General features: G+C 49.8%; 16 protein-coding genes. All 16 read right to left on the bottom strand.

What is annotated here, in order from left to right; all coding sequences use genetic code 11:
- Positions 1 to 61 precede the first annotated feature (61 nt).
- Positions 62 to 1,696: a hypothetical protein gene (locus CLFS41_RS05895; RefSeq protein WP_045091736.1), complete on the bottom strand. Its 1,635-nt coding sequence runs from the start codon at positions 1,694 to 1,696 to the stop codon at positions 62 to 64.
- Between the two features lie 23 nt (positions 1,697 to 1,719).
- Positions 1,720 to 3,090 carry a PTS transporter subunit EIIC gene (locus tag CLFS41_RS05890; protein WP_007868337.1) on the bottom strand — a complete coding sequence of 457 codons (1,371 nt, stop codon included), beginning with the start codon at positions 3,088 to 3,090 and terminating at the stop codon, positions 1,720 to 1,722.
- 141 nt (positions 3,091 to 3,231) lie between these two features.
- On the bottom strand, positions 3,232 to 4,224 hold the full coding sequence (locus CLFS41_RS05885) for a LacI family DNA-binding transcriptional regulator (RefSeq protein ID WP_007868340.1): 993 nt from the start codon (positions 4,222 to 4,224) through the stop codon (positions 3,232 to 3,234).
- 228 nt (positions 4,225 to 4,452) lie between these two features.
- Positions 4,453 to 5,844: an ABC transporter substrate-binding protein gene (locus CLFS41_RS05880; RefSeq protein WP_045091735.1), complete on the bottom strand. Its 1,392-nt coding sequence runs from the start codon at positions 5,842 to 5,844 to the stop codon at positions 4,453 to 4,455.
- A 21-nt stretch (positions 5,845 to 5,865) separates the two neighbouring features.
- Positions 5,866 to 6,789: an amidohydrolase family protein gene (locus CLFS41_RS05875; RefSeq protein ID WP_007868345.1), complete on the bottom strand. Its 924-nt coding sequence runs from the start codon at positions 6,787 to 6,789 to the stop codon at positions 5,866 to 5,868.
- Complete coding sequence (locus CLFS41_RS05870; protein ID WP_007868347.1) at positions 6,786 to 7,634, bottom strand: carbohydrate ABC transporter permease; 849 nt, start codon at positions 7,632 to 7,634, stop codon at positions 6,786 to 6,788. Before CLFS41_RS05870 ends, CLFS41_RS05875 begins: the two co-directional genes overlap by 4 nt.
- Before the next feature lie 5 nt (positions 7,635 to 7,639).
- Complete coding sequence (locus tag CLFS41_RS05865; RefSeq protein ID WP_045091734.1) at positions 7,640 to 8,530, bottom strand: sugar ABC transporter permease; 891 nt, start codon at positions 8,528 to 8,530, stop codon at positions 7,640 to 7,642.
- Positions 8,531 to 8,548: 18 nt separating this feature from the next.
- Positions 8,549 to 9,694 carry an enolase C-terminal domain-like protein gene (locus CLFS41_RS05860; protein ID WP_045091733.1) on the bottom strand — a complete coding sequence of 382 codons (1,146 nt, stop codon included), beginning with the start codon at positions 9,692 to 9,694 and terminating at the stop codon, positions 8,549 to 8,551.
- A 194-nt stretch (positions 9,695 to 9,888) separates the two neighbouring features.
- A complete protein-coding gene (locus CLFS41_RS05855) occupies positions 9,889 to 11,883 on the bottom strand; it encodes a sigma-54-dependent Fis family transcriptional regulator (RefSeq protein ID WP_007868353.1) in 1,995 nt (664 codons plus the stop codon).
- Between the two features lie 191 nt (positions 11,884 to 12,074).
- Positions 12,075 to 12,890 (bottom strand): glucan-binding protein, encoded by an 816-nt coding sequence (locus CLFS41_RS05850; RefSeq protein ID WP_045091732.1) that lies wholly within the window; start codon positions 12,888 to 12,890, stop codon positions 12,075 to 12,077.
- 351 nt (positions 12,891 to 13,241) lie between these two features.
- A complete protein-coding gene (locus CLFS41_RS05840; protein WP_052665634.1) occupies positions 13,242 to 15,068 on the bottom strand; it encodes a carbohydrate-binding domain-containing protein in 1,827 nt (608 codons plus the stop codon).
- Between the two features lie 76 nt (positions 15,069 to 15,144).
- The gene (locus CLFS41_RS05835; protein ID WP_040417260.1) at positions 15,145 to 15,819 is read right to left on the bottom strand and encodes a DUF4956 domain-containing protein; all 675 of its coding nucleotides are present in this window, start codon (positions 15,817 to 15,819) and stop codon (positions 15,145 to 15,147) included.
- Positions 15,812 to 16,582, bottom strand: a complete 771-nt coding sequence (locus CLFS41_RS05830) for a polyphosphate polymerase domain-containing protein (RefSeq protein ID WP_007868365.1) — start codon at positions 16,580 to 16,582, stop codon at positions 15,812 to 15,814. The genes CLFS41_RS05835 and CLFS41_RS05830 overlap by 8 nt, the downstream gene beginning before the upstream one ends.
- A gap of 146 nt (positions 16,583 to 16,728) precedes the next feature.
- Positions 16,729 to 17,352 carry a DUF47 family protein gene (locus CLFS41_RS05825; protein WP_007868367.1) on the bottom strand — a complete coding sequence of 208 codons (624 nt, stop codon included), beginning with the start codon at positions 17,350 to 17,352 and terminating at the stop codon, positions 16,729 to 16,731.
- A gap of 17 nt (positions 17,353 to 17,369) precedes the next feature.
- Entirely contained in the window at positions 17,370 to 18,428 is a 1,059-nt protein-coding gene (locus CLFS41_RS05820; RefSeq protein WP_007868369.1) for an inorganic phosphate transporter, read from the bottom strand.
- A gap of 228 nt (positions 18,429 to 18,656) precedes the next feature.
- Positions 18,657 to 19,043 (bottom strand): GNAT family N-acetyltransferase, encoded by a 387-nt coding sequence (locus CLFS41_RS05815; RefSeq protein ID WP_200895081.1) that lies wholly within the window; start codon positions 19,041 to 19,043, stop codon positions 18,657 to 18,659.
- Positions 19,044 to 19,091 lie beyond the last annotated feature (48 nt).

The following is a 19,091-nucleotide window of genomic DNA, read 5'->3' as shown; positions in this document are numbered from 1 at the left end:
AGATGACTATTAGGCATAATTATCTATTTTAGTGCAGTTAGCCAACCATCCCTATCCATCCTTAATCATCCCTGTTCCCACGCTTTAACTCCAAAGCCCCCGCGGCCAGATATCCATGGCTTTTCCCCTCCGCGCTGTCAGTGATCCAAAATGAATATAGTTTTCCATTTTTCAAAATGAACCTGAGACGTATTTTGTCCCCCGGCAGGTCCAGGCGGTCCCTTGTTTTCCACCGGATCCTGTATTTCGTCCGGTCCTGGGCCATTGTGACACAGTCCGCAGCCGAATAGCCTGGGATCACATTTCCGCCTTCATCCAGGACTTCCACTGCCAGCTCCCCTTTGGGACAGTCTGCATTTACAAACACATACTCTCCCTGATATTTCAGTATTTCTGTGGTCAGTTCCCCCTTTTCGTCCTGCGGTTTCATGGCTGCAAACCCGTCACGCCTCAGTTTTGCGATTCCCATGGTTCCCCCGGAATATTTATGGGTACCAAACACAGGGGATTCTCCTGAAAATGCCGAATAAAAAAACCATATCTCATCTCCCACAACCGTACAGATGCCGTTGGCCGGATGGAGATATCCATAATCCCATTCCCCACATATGCGGGAAGATGACAGGAAATTATCATAGGTCGGCCTGTGGAAATGAAACCCGTCCCTGCTGAATGCCAGTTTCAGATCATTTATCTTTGGCATCCCTGTCTTTTCACACACAAAATTGGGAGGACCCATAAAAACGGAATAAACACCCAGCATCACACTTTCATATGCCACCGCATCCAGATTGTATAGTTGTGTGTAATATCCCATCTCCGGGTCCGGCTTATCATAGATATCCGTCCTTGCCCAGAATCGGATATCATCCTGCGTCCATTGGCTGCCCCTGAAGAAATCATCTGTTTCATAATATCCCCGCACTCTTACCCGGCTGTCCAGCTTGGAAAATGTCCTCATGCTGTATACCCACTTGTTCCGGAAAGGGTTGTGGAAAAAGGTGGTGTTATCCCCTGAAGGACCTGTCTGCCCCGCCTCCTTCCAGTGGATCCCATCTGAAGATTGGTATAAAACAGTCATCTCCCTGGGGGGAATGGATTGGGGATCGTCATGTGCATGCTTGGGTTTTAAATGATAATATCTGTAGTCTTTGTCAAAACACCTGTAAAAGGTCAGCATTTTATAGCGTTCTTCCAGGTTATCTGTATCCGGGTCCATCCAGACCGCATCCCCATCCCTCATATATCCGGGAACATGCTCCAATACCCGGTCCGTTTTGGAGCCGGATGCAAGTTGGCTTAAACGGGTCCAATGCAGCCCGTCTTTGCTCTCGGCATAGGCGCTGCCGTCAAACCATCCGGCCTGGTACCACATTTTAAACATTCGGTCATAAGTATCATAAAACACGCCTCCATTAAAAGGGCTGGCACAGGTGCAATAGCCATCATTTAATTCCATATCTGTCTCGGGCCGGAAAACAGGGGCTTCTGATGTCTTTGGAGACGGGAACTCGCGGATCAGATCTGTGTGACTAATCAGGAAATCATCCACAAACAGCTGCCTTCCAATTGAAATATCGATGTAGTCCGGTTTATTTTCCAGGTACGGAACCGGCAGCGGCTTGTCCAGCGTCTCCTCCTTGTAACGGGGTGGCCATATATCAGGCAAAATTATATTATTATACAGTCGTTCCATGATACTCCTTTTATTTCTCAATATTACTCTTCAACTGGTTTATACATCACATAGGTCAATACAAAAGCGGTTATAAACCCAATGAGGCATGCAATCAAATACGTTCCAAGCTGCCCGTTTAAATACAGGAGCATGCCCGGCAATGCGGTGATGGACATACCGGTTCCTGCCAGACCCACAATGGAGGAAAATACTCCTGCGCATCCGCCTCCGATGCATCCGCAGATAAAGGGAGTCAGCCTTGGCAGGTTTCCGCCAAAGATCAAAGGCTCTGTGATGCCTAAAAATGCAGGTACCACGGATGTAAAGTAAAGGGACCTCTGCTTTTTATTTTTTGTCTTGAGCGCAGCCGCAATGCCTGCAGCCCCCTGTGCCACGATCGCGCCGCACACCAGTGCGTTAAAGGGATTGGCTCCTGTATTTGCCAAAAGCTCGATCTCAAGCGCCTTAAAGGTATGGTGTAATCCGGTTATGACAACCGCCTGCTGCAGGGCGCCTACCATAAAGCCGCCGATGCCAAAGGGAATATTCATCAGCATGGAGATCAGGACCACCAATCCCTGTTCAACCATGTGCATGATCGGGCCAATCACGATCAGTCCGATAAAAAGACTGCTGAGAAGTGTGATAAACGGGGTTACGATCAGGTCCAGGACATCCGGTACGATTTTTCTCAATCCCTTTTCAATCTTTGCAGCGATCGCGCCCAGGATCAATGCCGGAAGCACCGAACCCTGATATCCTATGATTGGAATGTTCAGCCCCATCAGACTTAAATAGATGGGTTCCACGCTACCGCTTGCCACCTGGTTTGCATTGGGCAGCTGAGGTGCAACCAGCATAAGGCCGATCACAATACCCAGCGCAGGGGATGCGCCAAACCGTTTCATTACAGAATATGTAACAAGAGCCGGCAGGAACGAAAATGCCGTGTCGATCAGAACCTGTGACAGTGTCAGGAATGTGGGGTTTAATTCCACTCCCAGATTGGTGATCAGACTGCGCAGTCCCATAAAAAGTCCTGTTGCAACCAGGATTGGTATGATTGGAAAAAATACATCCCCCAACAGCCTGGATGCCTTTTGAACTGCATTCATGTTCACGGCCGCGGCCTCTGCCTTGGACATCATCTTTCCTGTGTCCATTCCTGTAATCTCAAGCACCTGCTGGTAGACCTTATTTACAAATCCGGTGCCCAGTATGATCTGATGCTGGCCGGATGCAAAAAAGCTCCCCTTTACGCCGTCAATGGCTTCAATTTCTTTTTTATCAAATTCAGATGCATCCTTAAGAACAAGTCTCAGCCTTGTGGCGCAGTGTTCGACATTTAAGATATTCTCCTGACCGCCGATATGTTTTAATATCTCCTGTGCTGCCTGTTTCTCTTTACTCATAATGACCTCCTATAAAATTATGCAACAATGTACGCGCGTTCATTTGATGAAATAAGCTTAGCTCAGAATTAAATCTCTGTCAAGCAGTTTCATAATTTTTGTACCTTTTCATAAAATACCCACATGATTTTTATAAAATATTCACAATAAACTGGAGGTGGATTCACGGATTACCAGTCTTGGAGACAGATTGACCACTTCTTCCTCCAGATCTCCCTCGATTCCCTGAATGACCAGACCGACTGCGTTTTTTGCAATCTCCTCTATGGGGGATGCAACAGAGGTGAGGGTGGGGATCATCTTTTTTGCCAGCAGTGTATTATTATAGCCGCATACGATCACGTCCTTTGGGACGCTGATCCCACGCTCCACCAGTGCTTTTATCACATCACTGGCAGCAATGTCGCTGTGTGCAAACCATGCAGTGATCTTAGACGGGTCGTGGGATTCAAAATATTGATCAATGATTTCATAGGCCTTTTGATTTTCTGCTGTCTCATGCTGGCTGCACTCCACAATGGCTTTTATCTTCAGTCCGTTTTTTTCAAGCTCATCCCGAAAGCCTTCCAGCTTATTGTTGCCTGCCAATGATCTCAGCGGTCCTATATACCCCACATTCCGGTGACCTAGTTCGCAAAAATGGCGCGCCACCTGCATGCCGCCCTCCTCCGAACTTATAATGATATTTTTCTTATCCGTAAGTTTAAAAAGACTTACCAGGGGTACGCTGATCCCGCTGTACAGCTTCCTGTTAGGCGTTCCGATAGGCCTGACAATGATTCCGTCCACTTTCCTGCGCTTAAAGCCATTGATGATATTGGCTTCCCTAGCCCGGTCTCTCTGGGCATCCCCCAGGATCACGCTATAGCCGTAGATCTCCGCCTCATGTACAATGGCGGTCATAAGGGATGCATACAATGGATTGGATAAATCTGAAAACAGCACTCCGATAATATTGGTCCTATTCCCCGCCAGGCTCTGGGCCACCTGATTCGGCTCATATCCCAGCTTTTTTACCCAGTACATGACATGACTGCGCGTCTCCATCTTGATGGAAGGGTGATTGGATAAAACCCTTGATACAGTTGCCCGCGATACATTTGCCGCTTTGGCGACATCTTCCATTGTAACCATGCTACCTCCCGTATTACATAAACGTTCTGTTTTCAGTATACTTTTTTTTTGCAGGATATGCAATGTAAAAAATGATACCCCGCCATCGGCTTCAACAAAAAGATACCATCCGACAGATAATAGTCTTCCTGCCTGATGGTATCTTGATTTTCCGGTTCAGTATCATTTCTCCGGTTCAATCATATATAGTTATATCTTTGTCAGGTTATAAAGTGTCCTTCACCGCCCCTATCTTGCCAGCTCCTGGGCTACCCCGTCCAGTACGATTTTTGCACAGGACATGGAATCGCTCTCCCCGTAGCTGGAAAGCTGAAGGGCGTTAAAGAATGTGCCGTCCGCGCCGGTAAAGGAATTTCTTTCAAAGGTAGGATCCATCTGGAAGCTGCTCCATGCCACTGCCTTTGCATTGGCCTCTGCCACCTGGCTTCCGCTTAAGTCCAGCATGGCCAGTCCCTCCTTGTTGGCAGGAACACCGCGGGTGTCTCCCAGGGTCTTTACACCGTCTTCCTCAGCTACCAGGAACTGGATCAACGCAGCAGCCTCTGCCGGATACTCCGTGGTTGCGCTGATGCCAAATGCCTGGTTTACCTTGATAAAGCCACCGTGGTAATCTCCCATCTCAACGTAATCACCAATCACAAACTCGCCGTCCTTTACTGCCTCCGCATGCTTTACAACTGAGGTGTCATACAGGAAAATGCCGGCATAATGGCCATCGATCCAGTTTGCGTTTGTGTCGATCAGATCGGCGCCATCTCCCGCCACCTTCTGAAGGGTGGGGATCACGTGATTGTCCTCCAGGTTCTTAAGGAAGTCAAACCCTTCTGCAACCTCCTCCTGGCTGTACTGCAGCGCGCCATCCTTTACCCAGTCCTTGCCGTACTTACACTGCAGGTAATAAACCATGAGGAACGCGCGGTCCAGTTCCTTTGTGACCAGTGGATAGTAGGATTCGTCATATGCCTCGAATGCTTTGCCCGCTGCCAGCAGTTCATCTAATGTGCCCGGAATCTCCACGCCGATCTTGTCAAAGGTAGTCTTGTTCCAGCAGAACACCCTTCCCGTATTGCTGATGGGGATCGCGTCCAGCTTGCCGTTGATGGTAAACACAGCCTTGTCCCCCTCTGTATAATTGTCCAGGTTCAAGATATTGGATACCTTATTCAGATCATAGAAGTTGTCCCCGTTTGGCGAATAGGTGGGAACCCAGCTCCAGTCCAGCTGCATCACGTCCGCCGCATTGCCGGACTTGATTCCCAGGGCGATTTTCTCCTCATGGCCGTTAAATGCCTCATACTCGGCTGTCACCGTAATGTTGGGATATTTCTCCTGAAATTTTTCAATGGCAGCCAGGGTGGCCTGATGTCTGGAATCTCCGCCCCACCAGTTCATCCTCAGGGTGATGGGCGTCTGGGTATCCACCGCCAGTTCTGCTGCGGCTTCCCCTGCGCCCTGTGCAGCCTCACTTCCACCCGCATTTTCCTGCGCCGTGCTGCTCTCCTGCGTGTTCTGTGCCGCTGTGGCATCCTGCTGCTTTGCCGTTGGCATACAGCCCGCTGTGCTGACAGCCATTGCTCCTGCCAGAAGCAGGGCCCCTAATTTTCTAACATTCTTTTTCATTTTTCTTCCTTCCCTTCTACATTATTTATGATTAAAGTAAACTTCATAAGCATTTTCATAAAAAACCAGTTCTTTTTCCATGTCCGTAAGCACAGGAGATTCATCTATATAGCTGACATAATGTCCATATACATCTTCTTTCAGGGCCGAGGGCATATCCGTGCCGAACATCAGTTTCCCTGCTCCCACGATCTCCTTGGCCATTTGGATAAAATCAATGGCTTTGGGATACGGGTATTCATCCGGCCTGCAGTTATGGACCAGGCTTGACAGGTCAAACCAGAGGTTGGGGAGCCGCAGCAGCTCTAAGGCCCGGCGCAGCCTGTCTCTGTCCTTATCCGATGGGGCCAGCAGATGGCAGGCCACAAATTTCATTTCCGGATATCTTTTAACCAGGTTTTTAAGCTCCGGAACCTGCCAGCTGTCACTTCCGCATTTTCCAATGTCAATTACAAACACATGACCATGGTCACAGGCGTAGGAACAGGCTTCATCCATCACAGTCCCGTCCAGCTTAAATTCTGGGTGGATGGCCATCAGACCGGAACCGGTGCTCACCTCGAACTTTTCTATCATAAAGCCCAGCTCTTCAAACAGGTATCTGCGGATTCCATCCCTGTCCCTGGAAAATGGGTCGTACGCGCCGGCACCGGCAAACCGGTCCGGGTATTTTTTGACTGCCAGGTGGGTGTAATAATTCTGATAACCGTAGAAATTCCCCTGAAGCAGCACTGCCTTTTCCACCCCGTTCCCATCCATCACCTGCAGCAGCTGCTCCGGTGTCACGCAGTCCCCGCCAAACTCCTGGGGTATCATCCTTACGGTCTGTCCATTGGCATATACGGCCATTCCGTTTCCAATACTGCGCAGCTCGCCGCCCGCACCTGTGCCGGCAATGTACTGGACCACATGGGCATGGCTGTCAATGATCCGCCGGTTTCTCATCCTTTCACACCTCCTGCCGCAATTCCTTCCACAAAGGAATCCTGGGCTGCAAAGAATACAACCAATGACGGAATGATGGCAATCAGCGACATTGCCAGCACCCTGTTCCACTCAAATCCCACGTCCGCGTCCATGGACATGCGGAGGAAAATGGACACCGGGTATTTGGCCACTGTATTGACATAGATCAGAGGGCCCATAAAATCATTGGACGCCCACATGAACTGGAACAGTGCACAGGAGACAATGGAGGGCTTCAGCATGGGTACGATCACATACCACAGCCTCTGCATGATCCCGCATCCATCAATCTCAGCCGCTTCCTCCAGTTCCCTTGGTATCCCCCGCAGGAATTGGATCAGCATGTATACAAAGTAGGTATCCCCTGCCAGCAGGGAGGGAATCACTATGGGCAGGTAGGAATCCAGCCATCCCACCTGGTCAAAGAGTATATACTGGGGCACATTCAGCACCACCTGAGGCAGGAAAAGGGTGGACAGCAATACTGCAAAGGAAAAGCGTTTGCCCATAAAGTTAAACCGTGCAAACCCATAGGCGGTCAGCGTGGCTGAAGCCACGGTAAAAAGCACTTTGGGTATCACAAATTTGTAGGTGTTTGCCATGAAATGGAGAAGCGTCATCCCCTGGTATCCTGCAAAGCCTTTTTTATACCCATTCAGAGTGGGTGCCTTTGGTATAAAGCTTACACTTGAAAATATCTGTTCATTGGTCATAAAGGAGGCTCCGATCATCCAGATCAGGGGATATACCATAAAAACTCCCACCACCAAAAGGATGACATACCTGCAGACCATATTGACTTTATAGCGTGTTTCACGAGTCATTGCATTTACCTCCCATCCTCATCTGAATAATATACCCAGTATCTCTGGCTCAGGAATGATACAGCCGTCAGGGTCATGATGATCAGGAACAACAGCCAGGCAATGGCGCTTGCCATTCCCATCTCATAACTCTTAAAGGCATTGTTATACACCAGAAGGGATACCAGAGTGGTGGAGCGGAGCGGTCCTCCCTGGGTCACAATAAAGGGACCGTTAAATTCCTGGAACTTATTGCACAGCTGGGTGACAAAGTTATAAAAAATAACAGGTGTGATAAGGGGTATGGTTATGCTGAAGAACTGCTTCCATTTTCCCGCCCCGTCAATGGAAGCCGCCTCATACAGGTCCTGGGACACGCCCTTTAAGGCTGCAAGGAAGATCACCATGGGCGAGCCAAACTGCCATATCCTCAAAAGCACGATCACCCAGAAAGCCCCGGTGGGATCCCCCAGCCAGTTAAAGGGCTGGATGCCGAACCTGGATCCGATCATGTTCACAAGTCCCTCTGTCTTAAACAGGAATCTCCACAATACCGCAATGGAAACCGACCCGCCCAGAATGGAAGGGATATAGTAGGCTGTCCTGAAAAAGTTCACACCCTTGATCTTAAAATTCAGGATATAAGCGATAAACAGGGCAAATATCAGTTCCAGCGGAACTGTAAGAAACGCATACTTAAAGGTCTGCACAAAGGCCTTCATGATCAAAGGGTCGCCCAATATCTTTTTATAGTTGTTCAGACCTGCAAAGGAGGCTGTCCTGAAAAGATTGTAATCATGAAAGCTGTAGATCAGTGACGATGCAAAGGGGTACAGCTTAAAGATCACAAACCCGATCCACCATGGCAGGATCAGCAGCAGCCCCACATTCCTTTTTTTGAATGTCTTAAATTTCATTCCATTGCCTCCTTACGGTTACCAATTTTTCGGATAGTATATTTCCCTGCTCTCCATAAGCCCGTCCTTTTCCAGCTTATCGATGTCCATTCGCTGGGGATTGCCCGGAAGCTCCGGCTGGCAGTAGAAGCGCCCGTTCTTTTCCTCGGGCTGGAACAGGGTGTAAGCGCCCACAGGACGGCTGATCGGCTCATGGTATTCGATCCATTCATCCTCGCTGTAAAGGCAGCCAAAGATGGCGTTCAGGTATATTCTTCCACCGGATGTGAATTTAACTCCCTTTTCACGGGCCAGATCACGGATTCTTATGATGTCATCCATTCTTGTCATCCTGCCCAATGACGGCTGAACATGGTCCACGCCCTTTTCAATATAGGTTTCATATTCATAATAGATTCTCATGGACTCCCCAAAGGCAATGGGAATGGCCACCCCCATGTCCTTTAAGCGGCGGATCCCGTTCATGTCATGGGAGTGGATGGGCTCCTCCAGCCATGCCAGGTTATATGGCTCACACAGCTTCGCAAACCGGAACGCGCTGTCCACATCCCATCTCTGGTTGCAGTCAACCGCCACCCCGATCCGGTCTCCCACAGCCTTTCGGACCATCTCGATCCTGCGCAGGTCCCGCTCCATATCCATGCCGTCCTGGCTTCCCACCTTAAACTTAACCGTGGTATATCCTTCCTCCACATACCGGACCATATCCTCTACCAGCTCATGATCCTCCAGGAGAAGGGAACCGCCTCCCTTATAAGCCTGGGCCCAATCCTTATTGGCCCCCATAAATCTGTGAAGAGGTTTTCCCTCCCTCTGGGCCAGCATGTCCAGCATCATCAGGTCCAGCTGCCCCACTTCCACCGCCTTCTCACTTTGAAATCCGGCGTTTCGTATCTTCCAGTAAAGGCTGTTCCTCCACTCATTGTAGCTGTGCTCCTCCCCATTCAAGACCATGGGAAGGATGTCCGCAATAAACCCGGGTCCCACTGCCAGGTGGGCGCATGCACCTTCCTGGTCATACAGTTCAATGCAGCCCTGTTCCGGCGCAAACTTTCCCATTCCTCCGGTTCCGTCCTTAAAGGGCTTGGGCAGGGGTATTTTATGAAAATGATAGTATACGGCTTTTATAAATTTTATTTTATCCTCAAACGAAAATGTAAACATCCTCATTGCCTCCCGTTTATCTGTTATCTTACGTGTACATTATATATTTTTCCGTCATAATAACAATGGACATTATAAACGAGAAAACGCATGGTGATTATACAAATCACACATGCGCCGTTCCGACTATTGCATTGTATTACATTTCTTTTTCAAACCTTTTCATAACCCATTCAAAACGAATGTATACACGCTTAAATTTCAATGCCGTAAAGCTTCATTTTTCTCCACAATGTGGTGGTGCTGATGCCCATCTTTTTGGCTGTAAGGGTTCTGTTCCCATTGCACAGCTGAAGGGTTTCTATGATCGTTTCCCTGATCCTGTCCCTGCCGCTGTTAGTGGGCGCCGGATCCGGACAGCTTCCGTTAGGCATTCCCTGTCCTGTCTGCATCTGCCCCGCTGCGTCCTGGCTGCCGGGCGGCGTCAGCCCATGCTGAATGTAATAATCCGGCTCCTGGGTATGCTCATACAACTCCTCCAGCAGTCCCTTCACATATTCTTCCGTGATTGTCCTTCTTCCCACTGTCAGGATCATCCTCTCGCAGAATGATCTCATCTGTATGGTATTCCCCGGCCACCCGTAGGCCAGTAGCATCTTTCTGGCCCCGGCTGTAATGGCGTGATAGCGGTAGTACTGGTCCATATACTTTTTCATATAGGAATCCAGGAGATAGGCCATGTCGTCAGGGCGCTGGCACAGTCCCGGAATCTTTATCTTCAGGGCGTTGAGGGAATAATAAAGGTCGCTTCTCATACGGTTCAGGCGGCGGCAGGTATCAATATCCTTGGATGTACACGCGATGATCCGTATATCCACTATCTTCATATTCTCAATGGAGTTAAAAAGGATCCTTCTGCTTCTCAGCATTTTGGAGAAATGATACTGGACCGGCAGGGTCATCTTATCAATACTCTGTATCACAAGGGTTCCCTTGTCCGCCTGCCACACAGCCCCCTTTTCCACGTCCTTGCCCTTGGGGTCGGCTGAACCGAACAGGGTCTTCATCTGCTGGTCCTCGCTCATCCCGGCCAGATTAATGGCAATGAACGGATTGTTCTTTCTCAGGCTGTAATTATGTATTCCCTGGCAGATGGCATCCTGCTCCGGGCCCGCATACCCCTCGATCAGGACCGGGCTGGAGGACTGGGCATAGAGCTTTGCCAGCCGGATCGTATCCTTAAGTCCCGGCAGCTCCTGCTCAATGTCCTCAAATGTGCCATGGGCCACATACCCTCTCAGATACTGCTCGTGAAGGCGGTTCTCCTCCTCTATTTCAAGGCGCTTTAACCGGTTGCAGGAGAGGATGGCCCCCTCGGGCCTGCCTTCCACCATAATAGGCTCGATTACCATCACAAGGGTGGAGGATCCCTGGTTGATAAAGGTGGTATAATTCTCCATGCCGCCGCTTATCACCTTGGAAAGGATCTCCCCGTCCAGTTCCCCAAACAGCTTGCCCACCGGCATTCCCACCGCATTCTTTTCAGCAACCCCGGTAATCTGTTCCATCACCCGGTTCATCACAAGCACGGTCCCGTTGTTTGTCACCTTCATGATCCCGTTAAAGGAGCTGTCCAGAATGGTGGAGAACTGGGCATAATTGCGCTGTTCCGCCTGAGCCATCCTGTACAGTGATTCGGCATTGTCCATGGCCGTTCGGATGGATTCTCCTGTGGAGAAAAACGCCAGGGACGGGATCCCCTGTCTGTCGGCAGCCTCCCTGGTGGATTTTCCGCCTATTATGATGTCGGGATGATCCTCACAGGCCCGCGCAAATACGCTGCGCCATTCCTCATCCTCCTTAAACTGGTAACGAAGCAGGCGGACGCCGTACAGCTCATCAAAATACGTGGTGTCACACAGCATATTTTCCCAGTAAAAGACAGCTATCTTTGGATTCTCCTTACCCACTGCCGCCTTGGCCCGGTTGACCAGGACTCCCATCTCCTGTCCGGTCATCTGTATCTCCGAGACAGCCACATTTGTGTACCAGCGTATATTGGCCAGCTGCTTTCCCCTGGCAACAATGATATTGATCCCCTGCTCCGATATGGCCTTCCTGGCCTCATACACGGCTTCCTCTGTCTCAATGACCTTGAGGACCTTTACATGATACTCTTTTTCCTTTAAGATCTCTTCTACCTGTCCGTACATCTCCTGGTCCGGCACAAACACTGCAATCCCTGACACAATATCCTCTCCTGACTTTTCCTGTCAACCGCTTCTCCTGCAACATTTCCACCAAAAGGGCGCTGCAAGCTGATCCTGCAGCGCCCTGTAGGCACGATCCATATGCACCCCTGCGGACTTATGCCAAAGGCACGCCATGCTCCACATAACATGATGCATCTGCGCGTCTTCGCAATCCGCCAAAGGATCCATTACTTATATAAGGACAGTTTATCCATCAGTATAATGGGATCATCCCACTCATTGTCTGTTACCAGGGAAACTTCCACCCGAACCTGGTTCTGTCCGGACACATCCGCACCAAAGTACATGATCTTCTCATTATAGTGGATGTCAGGGGATGTATAAAGCACCACATCATTGTCCCCGTACACGGTCACCTTGCCAAGAAGGCCGCTGCTGAACTGGGAGGACGGTGCAATAGCGCCTGAGAGCAGCTTATACTCGCCATTGGTATTATACTTTACATAGCTGCCTTTTCCCTTGAGACGGATCGCATTTTCCCAGCGGTCCCCATCTGCGGTCTTGCCTGAAGTGATAATATTATATCCTTTTGTGGAAAAGCCTTCCTGCATGTTCTGCACCAGGTATCCATTGGATAAGTCTATATTGTTGGACGGCTCTGCCTGGCCCTCGCCCGGGATCCAGACACCGTCAGTACCCAGCTGGCGTCCGTCAATCACAGTGCTCGTTGCCATGGCTCCGTTTGGAAGCAGGAAATACCATTTGTCATTATCCTTGAACCAGCCATTCTGCATCACACCGCTCTGGTCCAGATAGTACCAATAACCCTTGATCTGCTGCCAGCCGGTCTTCATAAAGCCGTCATTACCTATGTAATACCAATTATCATTGTCCTTGATCCATTCGTTGTAAGCGTACTTGTTCGCGCCTCTCTGGTACTTCCACTGATCATTTACATATTTCCATGTACCGGCATATGCGGGTACTGTCATAACCACACTCAGCGCCAGAGCTGCCAGTGTCATTGCCCAACGTTTCTTCATGCCAAATCTCCTTTCATTTACCACGTCATCCGCTTCCTAACAAGCAGATTCAATACATCCTGCACTTGTTACATTATAATTCATTATTTATTTTTATGCAACTGTCACTTTCCTCTGGGTGTACAGGCCAATGAGCGTGCCGGTGCCGCAGGTTTACCATTTCCCTGTGAACGCCCTCAGGGATAAGCACTCCGGCGCAGCCCCTTCCAGCCGCCCAAATACCGTGCTCCGGGCAGTTCCGCTCCTGCTGTGCCAAGGAACCGTTGATCACTGCTTTAAGCTGCTTCTAACAGGATTATTTGTCAAATATGGTATGTAATTGGAAATTCTGGAACCTTATGGCTTACCTGGTCATTCACTGACCGTACGTTCCCTTGCTGAGTCAGGCATATCGGTGCCCTCCTCCCCTGTTTTGCCATCGCCGCGGGGCATTCTGCCGCCGCCGGGCATCCCGCCTTTGCCCTCGGACATTTGGCCATCTCCGGCTGCATCTTTGCCTTCCGGCCCTCGGCCGTCCTCCGGCATCCTGCCTCCAAAGTCACCCCCATTACCTCCGCCAGGGCCTTTGCCCATTCCTCTGCCGTTCATCTGCTCTCCCAACCGGGTCATGACCTGGTCCAGGGTAATGTCCTGTTCCTCCCCTGCCGTGGACAGCTGATAGGTCTTTCCCTGTTCCAGACCCGGCAGGCTTAAGAGAATACATCCAAAATCCTTCTTTGGCCCAAATGTGAGAAGCTCCCTGCCGTCCTCATCGGACAGGACCACCTGGGAACCGGCTGCCTGGTTTTCACTGTAAAACACCAGGATGGAATTCTGGGCAGATTCTTCTGAAAATCCCTGCATCATGCCGGAACTTCCCGCCGCTACGAATATACCGCCGTTTATGACTGCCGTCCCGTTATAATCCAACGCCCCGTCCCCGTTGCTTACAGGGCCGTTAATATAGGTTTCCCCGCCTTCCACGTACAAGTTTCCATTGGAATCGATCCCGTCCGCCATGGCATCCACCACAATGGTCCCTCCTGTGATCCGCACATATGCTTCCGGGTTATTCTGCATTTTTTCCCTCTCACTGTCCTGGCCGGACCCGCCGCTTCCTCCCGCGGCATTGATCCCGTCATCCGTGGACTTGATCCTGATGTTTCCGCCGGTTATATCCACCTTCAGCCCCTCCAGGCCTTCGTAGCTCTCCTGTATATCGATGGTGCCGCCTGAAACTGTCAGCCATGTCTCCCCGTGGACCGCGTCATCCCCGGCCTGAATGACAATGTCTCCCCCTTCTATGATCACGTATCCCTTTTCAGGATCCTTATCATTGTTGGATTTAATACCGTCCTCCCCGGTCTTGATCTGAATCCTGCCGTCCCTGATTGTCACGGAGTCTTTGCCCTTCAGCCCGTCTTTTACAGCCGTTATGTTGAGGGTGCCGGATATGACCTTAAGATCGTCCTTGCTCCGCACCCCATTGCTGTAGTTTCCGTTGACTGTAAGGCTTCCCGTTCCGTTGATGGTCAGGTCGTCCTTGCTGAACACGGCGGCGTCAGGCTCATCCTCATCTGTGGATCCAAATATATATTCCGCACCGTCCGTCACTGAATTATCAGTTCCCTCCGCCAGGATCAGGATGATTTTTTTGCTCTGTTTTCCATACACGGGGGATGTGTTTGCATTAGAAATGTGGAATCCGTCCATCACAAGCCTGACCAGATCGTCCTTGCCCGCATCCACCAGAAGCTGCCCGTCAAAATTTCCCCGCAGCACATAGGTTCCGGCAGCCGTTATGCGGATGGTTCCGTTTTCCGCCACCCCATTGTCCCCCTGGATCGTCACCTCTGATCCACTGCAGTCTATGACAGTGGAGGATGCCTCATCCCAGCCCGCATCCAGATCACTGTCGTCATATTCAGCTGATTTTCCGTGTGTGCCAGCAGCATCCGCTCCATCCGTCCCATTCAGATCCCCTTCCGCCTGGCCAGTGCCGCTTTCAGGCTGTTTGGAACCATCCTGGCCGGAATCCCAGCCGGAACCTTGCCCGGAGGTTTCCTGGGTTTTACCGCCCCCGGCGCCCTCCCCTGTTCCTTTGCTGCATCCGGCCAGCTGCAGGGCCAGTATGAGTGCCGCCAGCGCCGCCGCCCATCTCACCTTTCTTCTGCCGTTCTGCCTTTTGATCTTTATCATTTCAAACCACCTTTCTTTCCTTTTTCCGTCTTTTCGTAACTGTTCAGGACATCCGATGCCTTACTAAAACCTCCGGCTACAGGTTCTCATTTCCCGAATCCAGCCTGCCGCATACCACGGTCAGGTTCCCATTGCGGCACCGGATCTCATCCAGCAAAGCCTTTTCCACTTCCTGAGATTTAAGTTCCACATGATAACACAGCTCATACAAGCTTCCCATGTTCACGGTTCTCACCCGGATCATATCTGCCTTTTTGGCATATTTCTGGAAAATGTCGTCAAAGATTCCGGTGTAATCCAGATTTTCCGGTATGGTCACCTTCAATTCTTTGCGAAGAAGCTGCCCACTCATATCGGGAACCATCAAAAGCAGGATGGTGACAACTCCCACTACGGCTACCATAAACACGCCGATCCCTATGAACCCCATCCCTGTGGCCAATCCCACTGCCATGGCCAGGAACACACTGCTTATCTCCCTGGCATTGCCCGGCAGGGAGCGGAACCGCACCAGGCTGAATGCACCCATCACAGCCACGCCGGTCCCCAGGTTTCCATTTACGATCATGATCACCATCTGCACAATGACGGGAAGCACGGCCAGGGTCATAAGGAAGCTCCGGCTGCTCTGGTTCCTGTACATGTGAACGGCTGCCAGTATCAATCCCAGGGCCAGGGAAACAGTTGTACACACTGCCATATGTACCATTGTAATATTAGATGTTGTTTCATTTAAAATACTCTCAAGCACAGATAAGCCCTCCTTGTTCATATTGGGTCCGGCCGCTGTATCCCCCATTTTCCTCCTCAATGGCCGCCATCAGCATGGGATGGATGTATTTTCCATAAAATGTTCCATACTTGGAGTAGGAAACCGGAAAGATCCCAAAATCCGCCAGTATCCTGCTAAACCACACCGGCATGGCATCCGTTATCTTGATCTCCATCAGGACCATGTCCTGGGGCAAAAGGCATTTTCCATATGGTTCCACCCGCAGATCCAGTTCTCCCAGCCGTCCCAGGATATTTTGATCAAAGGTCACCCGCAGCTCCCGGTCCATCTGACAGGTATAAGCCGTCCTCTCATAGGAGATATAAGCCATGGGCCTTAACCCATACCGCTTGACCGTATAATCCACTTCCTTAAGGATCTGTCCCTCTTCCTTTGGTTCAATCCCATAATAGAGATATTTCCTGGCTGTCTCCAGGCTCATCTCCACTCTCCGCTTATACACCACGGACTCAAACTTCTTTTTGATCTCCACAAATACAGTGGAGCTGTCATCTATTGATCCGCCGTAACAGCGCAGCCTTACCTTTTCCTTGTACACGGGCTTTTCTATGGAGGTGCGTATCAGCTCATAATCCGGCGTATCCAGATAAATATTGCGGATGGTATGGCGGCCATACACATCCATGTCCATAACACCGTTTAGGACCAGCATCAGACGCTGGTATTGTTCGCCTGTCAGCAGATACTTTTTCTCATGCCGTTTGAATACGATCTGTGCCATTTTCCTTCCTCCTTTACTGTTTCGTCCCCTTTAGATTAACGTGAAAATGTGTCAGGCTTTTGTAATATTTGTGTTGACAATGTGAAAAAAGGCACTGTCCCTGCTTTTATTCAGGAACAATGCCTTATGGGAAATACCTGCTTGCATCAGGTATTTTTCATGATCACACTCTCTACAATATCAGCCACGTGCTCGCAGGCATCGCAGCATTTTTCCAAATACACATAGATCTCTCTCCACGCAATGATCTCAATGGGATCCTTCACCTCTGTGTGGAGTTTCCGCATGGAATCAATGAACATGCGGTCCCCTTCCTCCTCCAGTGCATTGATCTCAATGATCAGCCCATGGAGTGTTTTGGATTTCTTAAAGTCCGCAAATTCTTCCATCACTTCCTTCAGGGCATTGCAGCAGCGGATAATGACCTTTGTAAATTCCACTGCCTCCGGCTTAATAGTATGTACATTGTTGATGTAGATACGGATCAGAACGTCCTCGATCTTGTCCGTCACCTCGTCAATGCTCTGGCTCAAAAGGATGATATCCTCACGCTCAATAGGAGTAATGAACGCCTTTACCAGAACCCCCATCATCTCATGTTTTTTCTTGTCCGCGTCATGCTCGATCTTATGCAGCTCATCCAGCTTGTCCTGCAAAAGGCCTGTGTCAAAGTTCATCAGGTTATCCTCCAGCATCTTTGCCGCCTCGCAGCCGCACTGGACACATTCTATAAAATTCTGAAAATAGTAGCTATCGCTTTTCTTAGACATCTCATCTTCTCCTTATCCTAACCGTGGAACAGCATCATAAACAGCTTTGCTATGAAGAATCCTATGATACCGCAGCCCGGGAACGTCATGATCCAGGTCATTACCATATCCTTGACAACACTGAAATTAATGGCTGAAAGACGCTTCACCGCACCCACTCCCATGATCGCAGTGGTTTTTGTGTGGGTGGTGCTCACCGGGATTCCAAACATCGAAAAGCCCAGCAGACAGGCCGCTCCTGCCATATCCGCCGAAAAGCCCTGGTATTTCTCCAGGCGGACCATATCCATTCCCACTGACTTGATGATCTTTTTTCCGCCAATGGACGTTCCAAGAGCCATGGCCGCAGACCCCAGAAGAAGCATCCACAGCGGGAACTCTACCCCTGCCGTGCTGCTGCTTCCGTTCACCATACAGATTCCAAGAAGCATGACACCCATAAACTTCTGTCCGTCCTGTGCGCCGTGCATAAAGGCCATGGCCGCCGCACCGGCGATCTGTGCGTACCGGAAAAACCCTGTGGTCCTGCGCCTGTCCATATTCCGGCAGGTCCAGGAGACCAGCTTACAGGAAAGATATCCGCTTGAAAATCCCAATACCACGGAAAAGACCAGACCATAGACCACCTTCATCCACTCAGAAGCATTGATGGCGGAGAACCCGCCGCGGATCGCCACAGCCGCTCCTGTAAGGCCTGCGATCAATGCATGGCTCTCACTGGTGGGACAGCCGATGGATACTGCGAAGGATGACCACACCACAATGGAAAACAGAGCCGCACACAGCGCAATCAAGGCAATGGAAGTATCATCACCAAAATTAACCATGTTGGTGATGGTGGACGCAACCGTGGCATTGATCATGGTCATGACAACAATTCCGGCGCAGTTACAGACAGCAGCCATGACAATGGCGACATTTACATCCAGGGACCTGGTGGACACACAGGTCGCAATGGCATTGGGTGCATCCGTGATACCATTTACACAGATAACCCCCAAGGTCAGAAGGACTGTGATCAGCAAGGCCGGATTCGTCACTAACTGTTGCAGGAAAAAGGAAAACGACATATCCATAATTCTTTTTTACCTACTCTCTCATTCTTTTACTTTATCTTTACGTAAATTTTACATACTCACGATTTTTATTCTAGCACGGTTTTATATCGGAGTAAAGTTTTTATTTCATTAATATAGGGGGGAAATGTTCAAATTTTGATAATAGGAAAGCCGGCATTATCCAACATCGGATAATACCGGCATTTGCATTGATTTCCTTATACATAAGTGGTCAATACGATATGTCTATCCTTTTGACTTGTTGATCATAAATGACTGCAATGACTTCTCTATATTGAGACGTTCATAAAAGCCTTCCGCTTCCGGCTGAGCGCCAAAAAACAGGGATGTTGGGGAAATGTCCGCTGCACGGTCCATCAGTTCTCTGCCTATCCCCTGTTTTCGGTATTCTTTCAGGACAAGTATTTCCGATATGGTGCCGAACAGATAGCCGTCACTTAATATACGGATACAGCCCACCAGCTTATCATGATCCCATGCAGTGATATTGATCGTTTTGTCAATGGCCTTTTGCATCCTCTCATTATCATAGGAACCGGGCCACACTTGATTGGCCATTTCAATAAAAATATCTGCCTTTAACTCCTGATCATCATTGATATAACGGATCATAGCATCCTCCCTTTTAATTTCCTGGACTCAGGCCCCTTTCCCTATGGA

Origin of the sequence: Clostridium sp. FS41, assembly GCF_000954015.1 — a bacterium.
Taxonomy (GTDB): Bacteria; Bacillota; Clostridia; order Lachnospirales; family Lachnospiraceae; genus Enterocloster; species Enterocloster citroniae.
The sequence above is the reverse complement of the archived record's forward strand: the minus strand, read 5'-3'. Positions and strand labels throughout refer to the sequence as shown.

Bases quoted from the DNA above. Each gene is read 5' to 3' on its own strand.
- CLFS41_RS05875 (WP_007868345.1), bottom strand. From the start codon at position 6,789: ATGAGAAACCGGCGGATCATTGACAGCCATGCCCATGTGGTCCAGTAC.
- CLFS41_RS05815 (WP_200895081.1), bottom strand. From the start codon at position 19,043: ATGATCCGTTATATCAATGATGATCAGGAGTTAAAGGCAGATATTTTT.
- CLFS41_RS05830 (WP_007868365.1), bottom strand. From the start codon at position 16,582: ATGGCACAGATCGTATTCAAACGGCATGAGAAAAAGTATCTGCTGACA.
- CLFS41_RS05870 (WP_007868347.1), bottom strand. From the start codon at position 7,634: ATGACTCGTGAAACACGCTATAAAGTCAATATGGTCTGCAGGTATGTC.
- CLFS41_RS05820 (WP_007868369.1), bottom strand. From the start codon at position 18,428: ATGGATATGTCGTTTTCCTTTTTCCTGCAACAGTTAGTGACGAATCCG.
- CLFS41_RS05865 (WP_045091734.1), bottom strand. From the start codon at position 8,530: ATGAAATTTAAGACATTCAAAAAAAGGAATGTGGGGCTGCTGCTGATC.
- CLFS41_RS05885 (WP_007868340.1), bottom strand. From the start codon at position 4,224: ATGGTTACAATGGAAGATGTCGCCAAAGCGGCAAATGTATCGCGGGCA.
- CLFS41_RS05890 (WP_007868337.1), bottom strand. From the start codon at position 3,090: ATGAGTAAAGAGAAACAGGCAGCACAGGAGATATTAAAACATATCGGC.
- CLFS41_RS05880 (WP_045091735.1), bottom strand. From the start codon at position 5,844: ATGAAAAAGAATGTTAGAAAATTAGGGGCCCTGCTTCTGGCAGGAGCA.
- CLFS41_RS05895 (WP_045091736.1), bottom strand. From the start codon at position 1,696: ATGGAACGACTGTATAATAATATAATTTTGCCTGATATATGGCCACCC.
- CLFS41_RS05850 (WP_045091732.1), bottom strand. From the start codon at position 12,890: ATGAAGAAACGTTGGGCAATGACACTGGCAGCTCTGGCGCTGAGTGTG.
- CLFS41_RS05840 (WP_052665634.1), bottom strand. From the start codon at position 15,068: ATGATAAAGATCAAAAGGCAGAACGGCAGAAGAAAGGTGAGATGGGCG.
- CLFS41_RS05860 (WP_045091733.1), bottom strand. From the start codon at position 9,694: ATGTTTACATTTTCGTTTGAGGATAAAATAAAATTTATAAAAGCCGTA.
- CLFS41_RS05825 (WP_007868367.1), bottom strand. From the start codon at position 17,352: ATGTCTAAGAAAAGCGATAGCTACTATTTTCAGAATTTTATAGAATGT.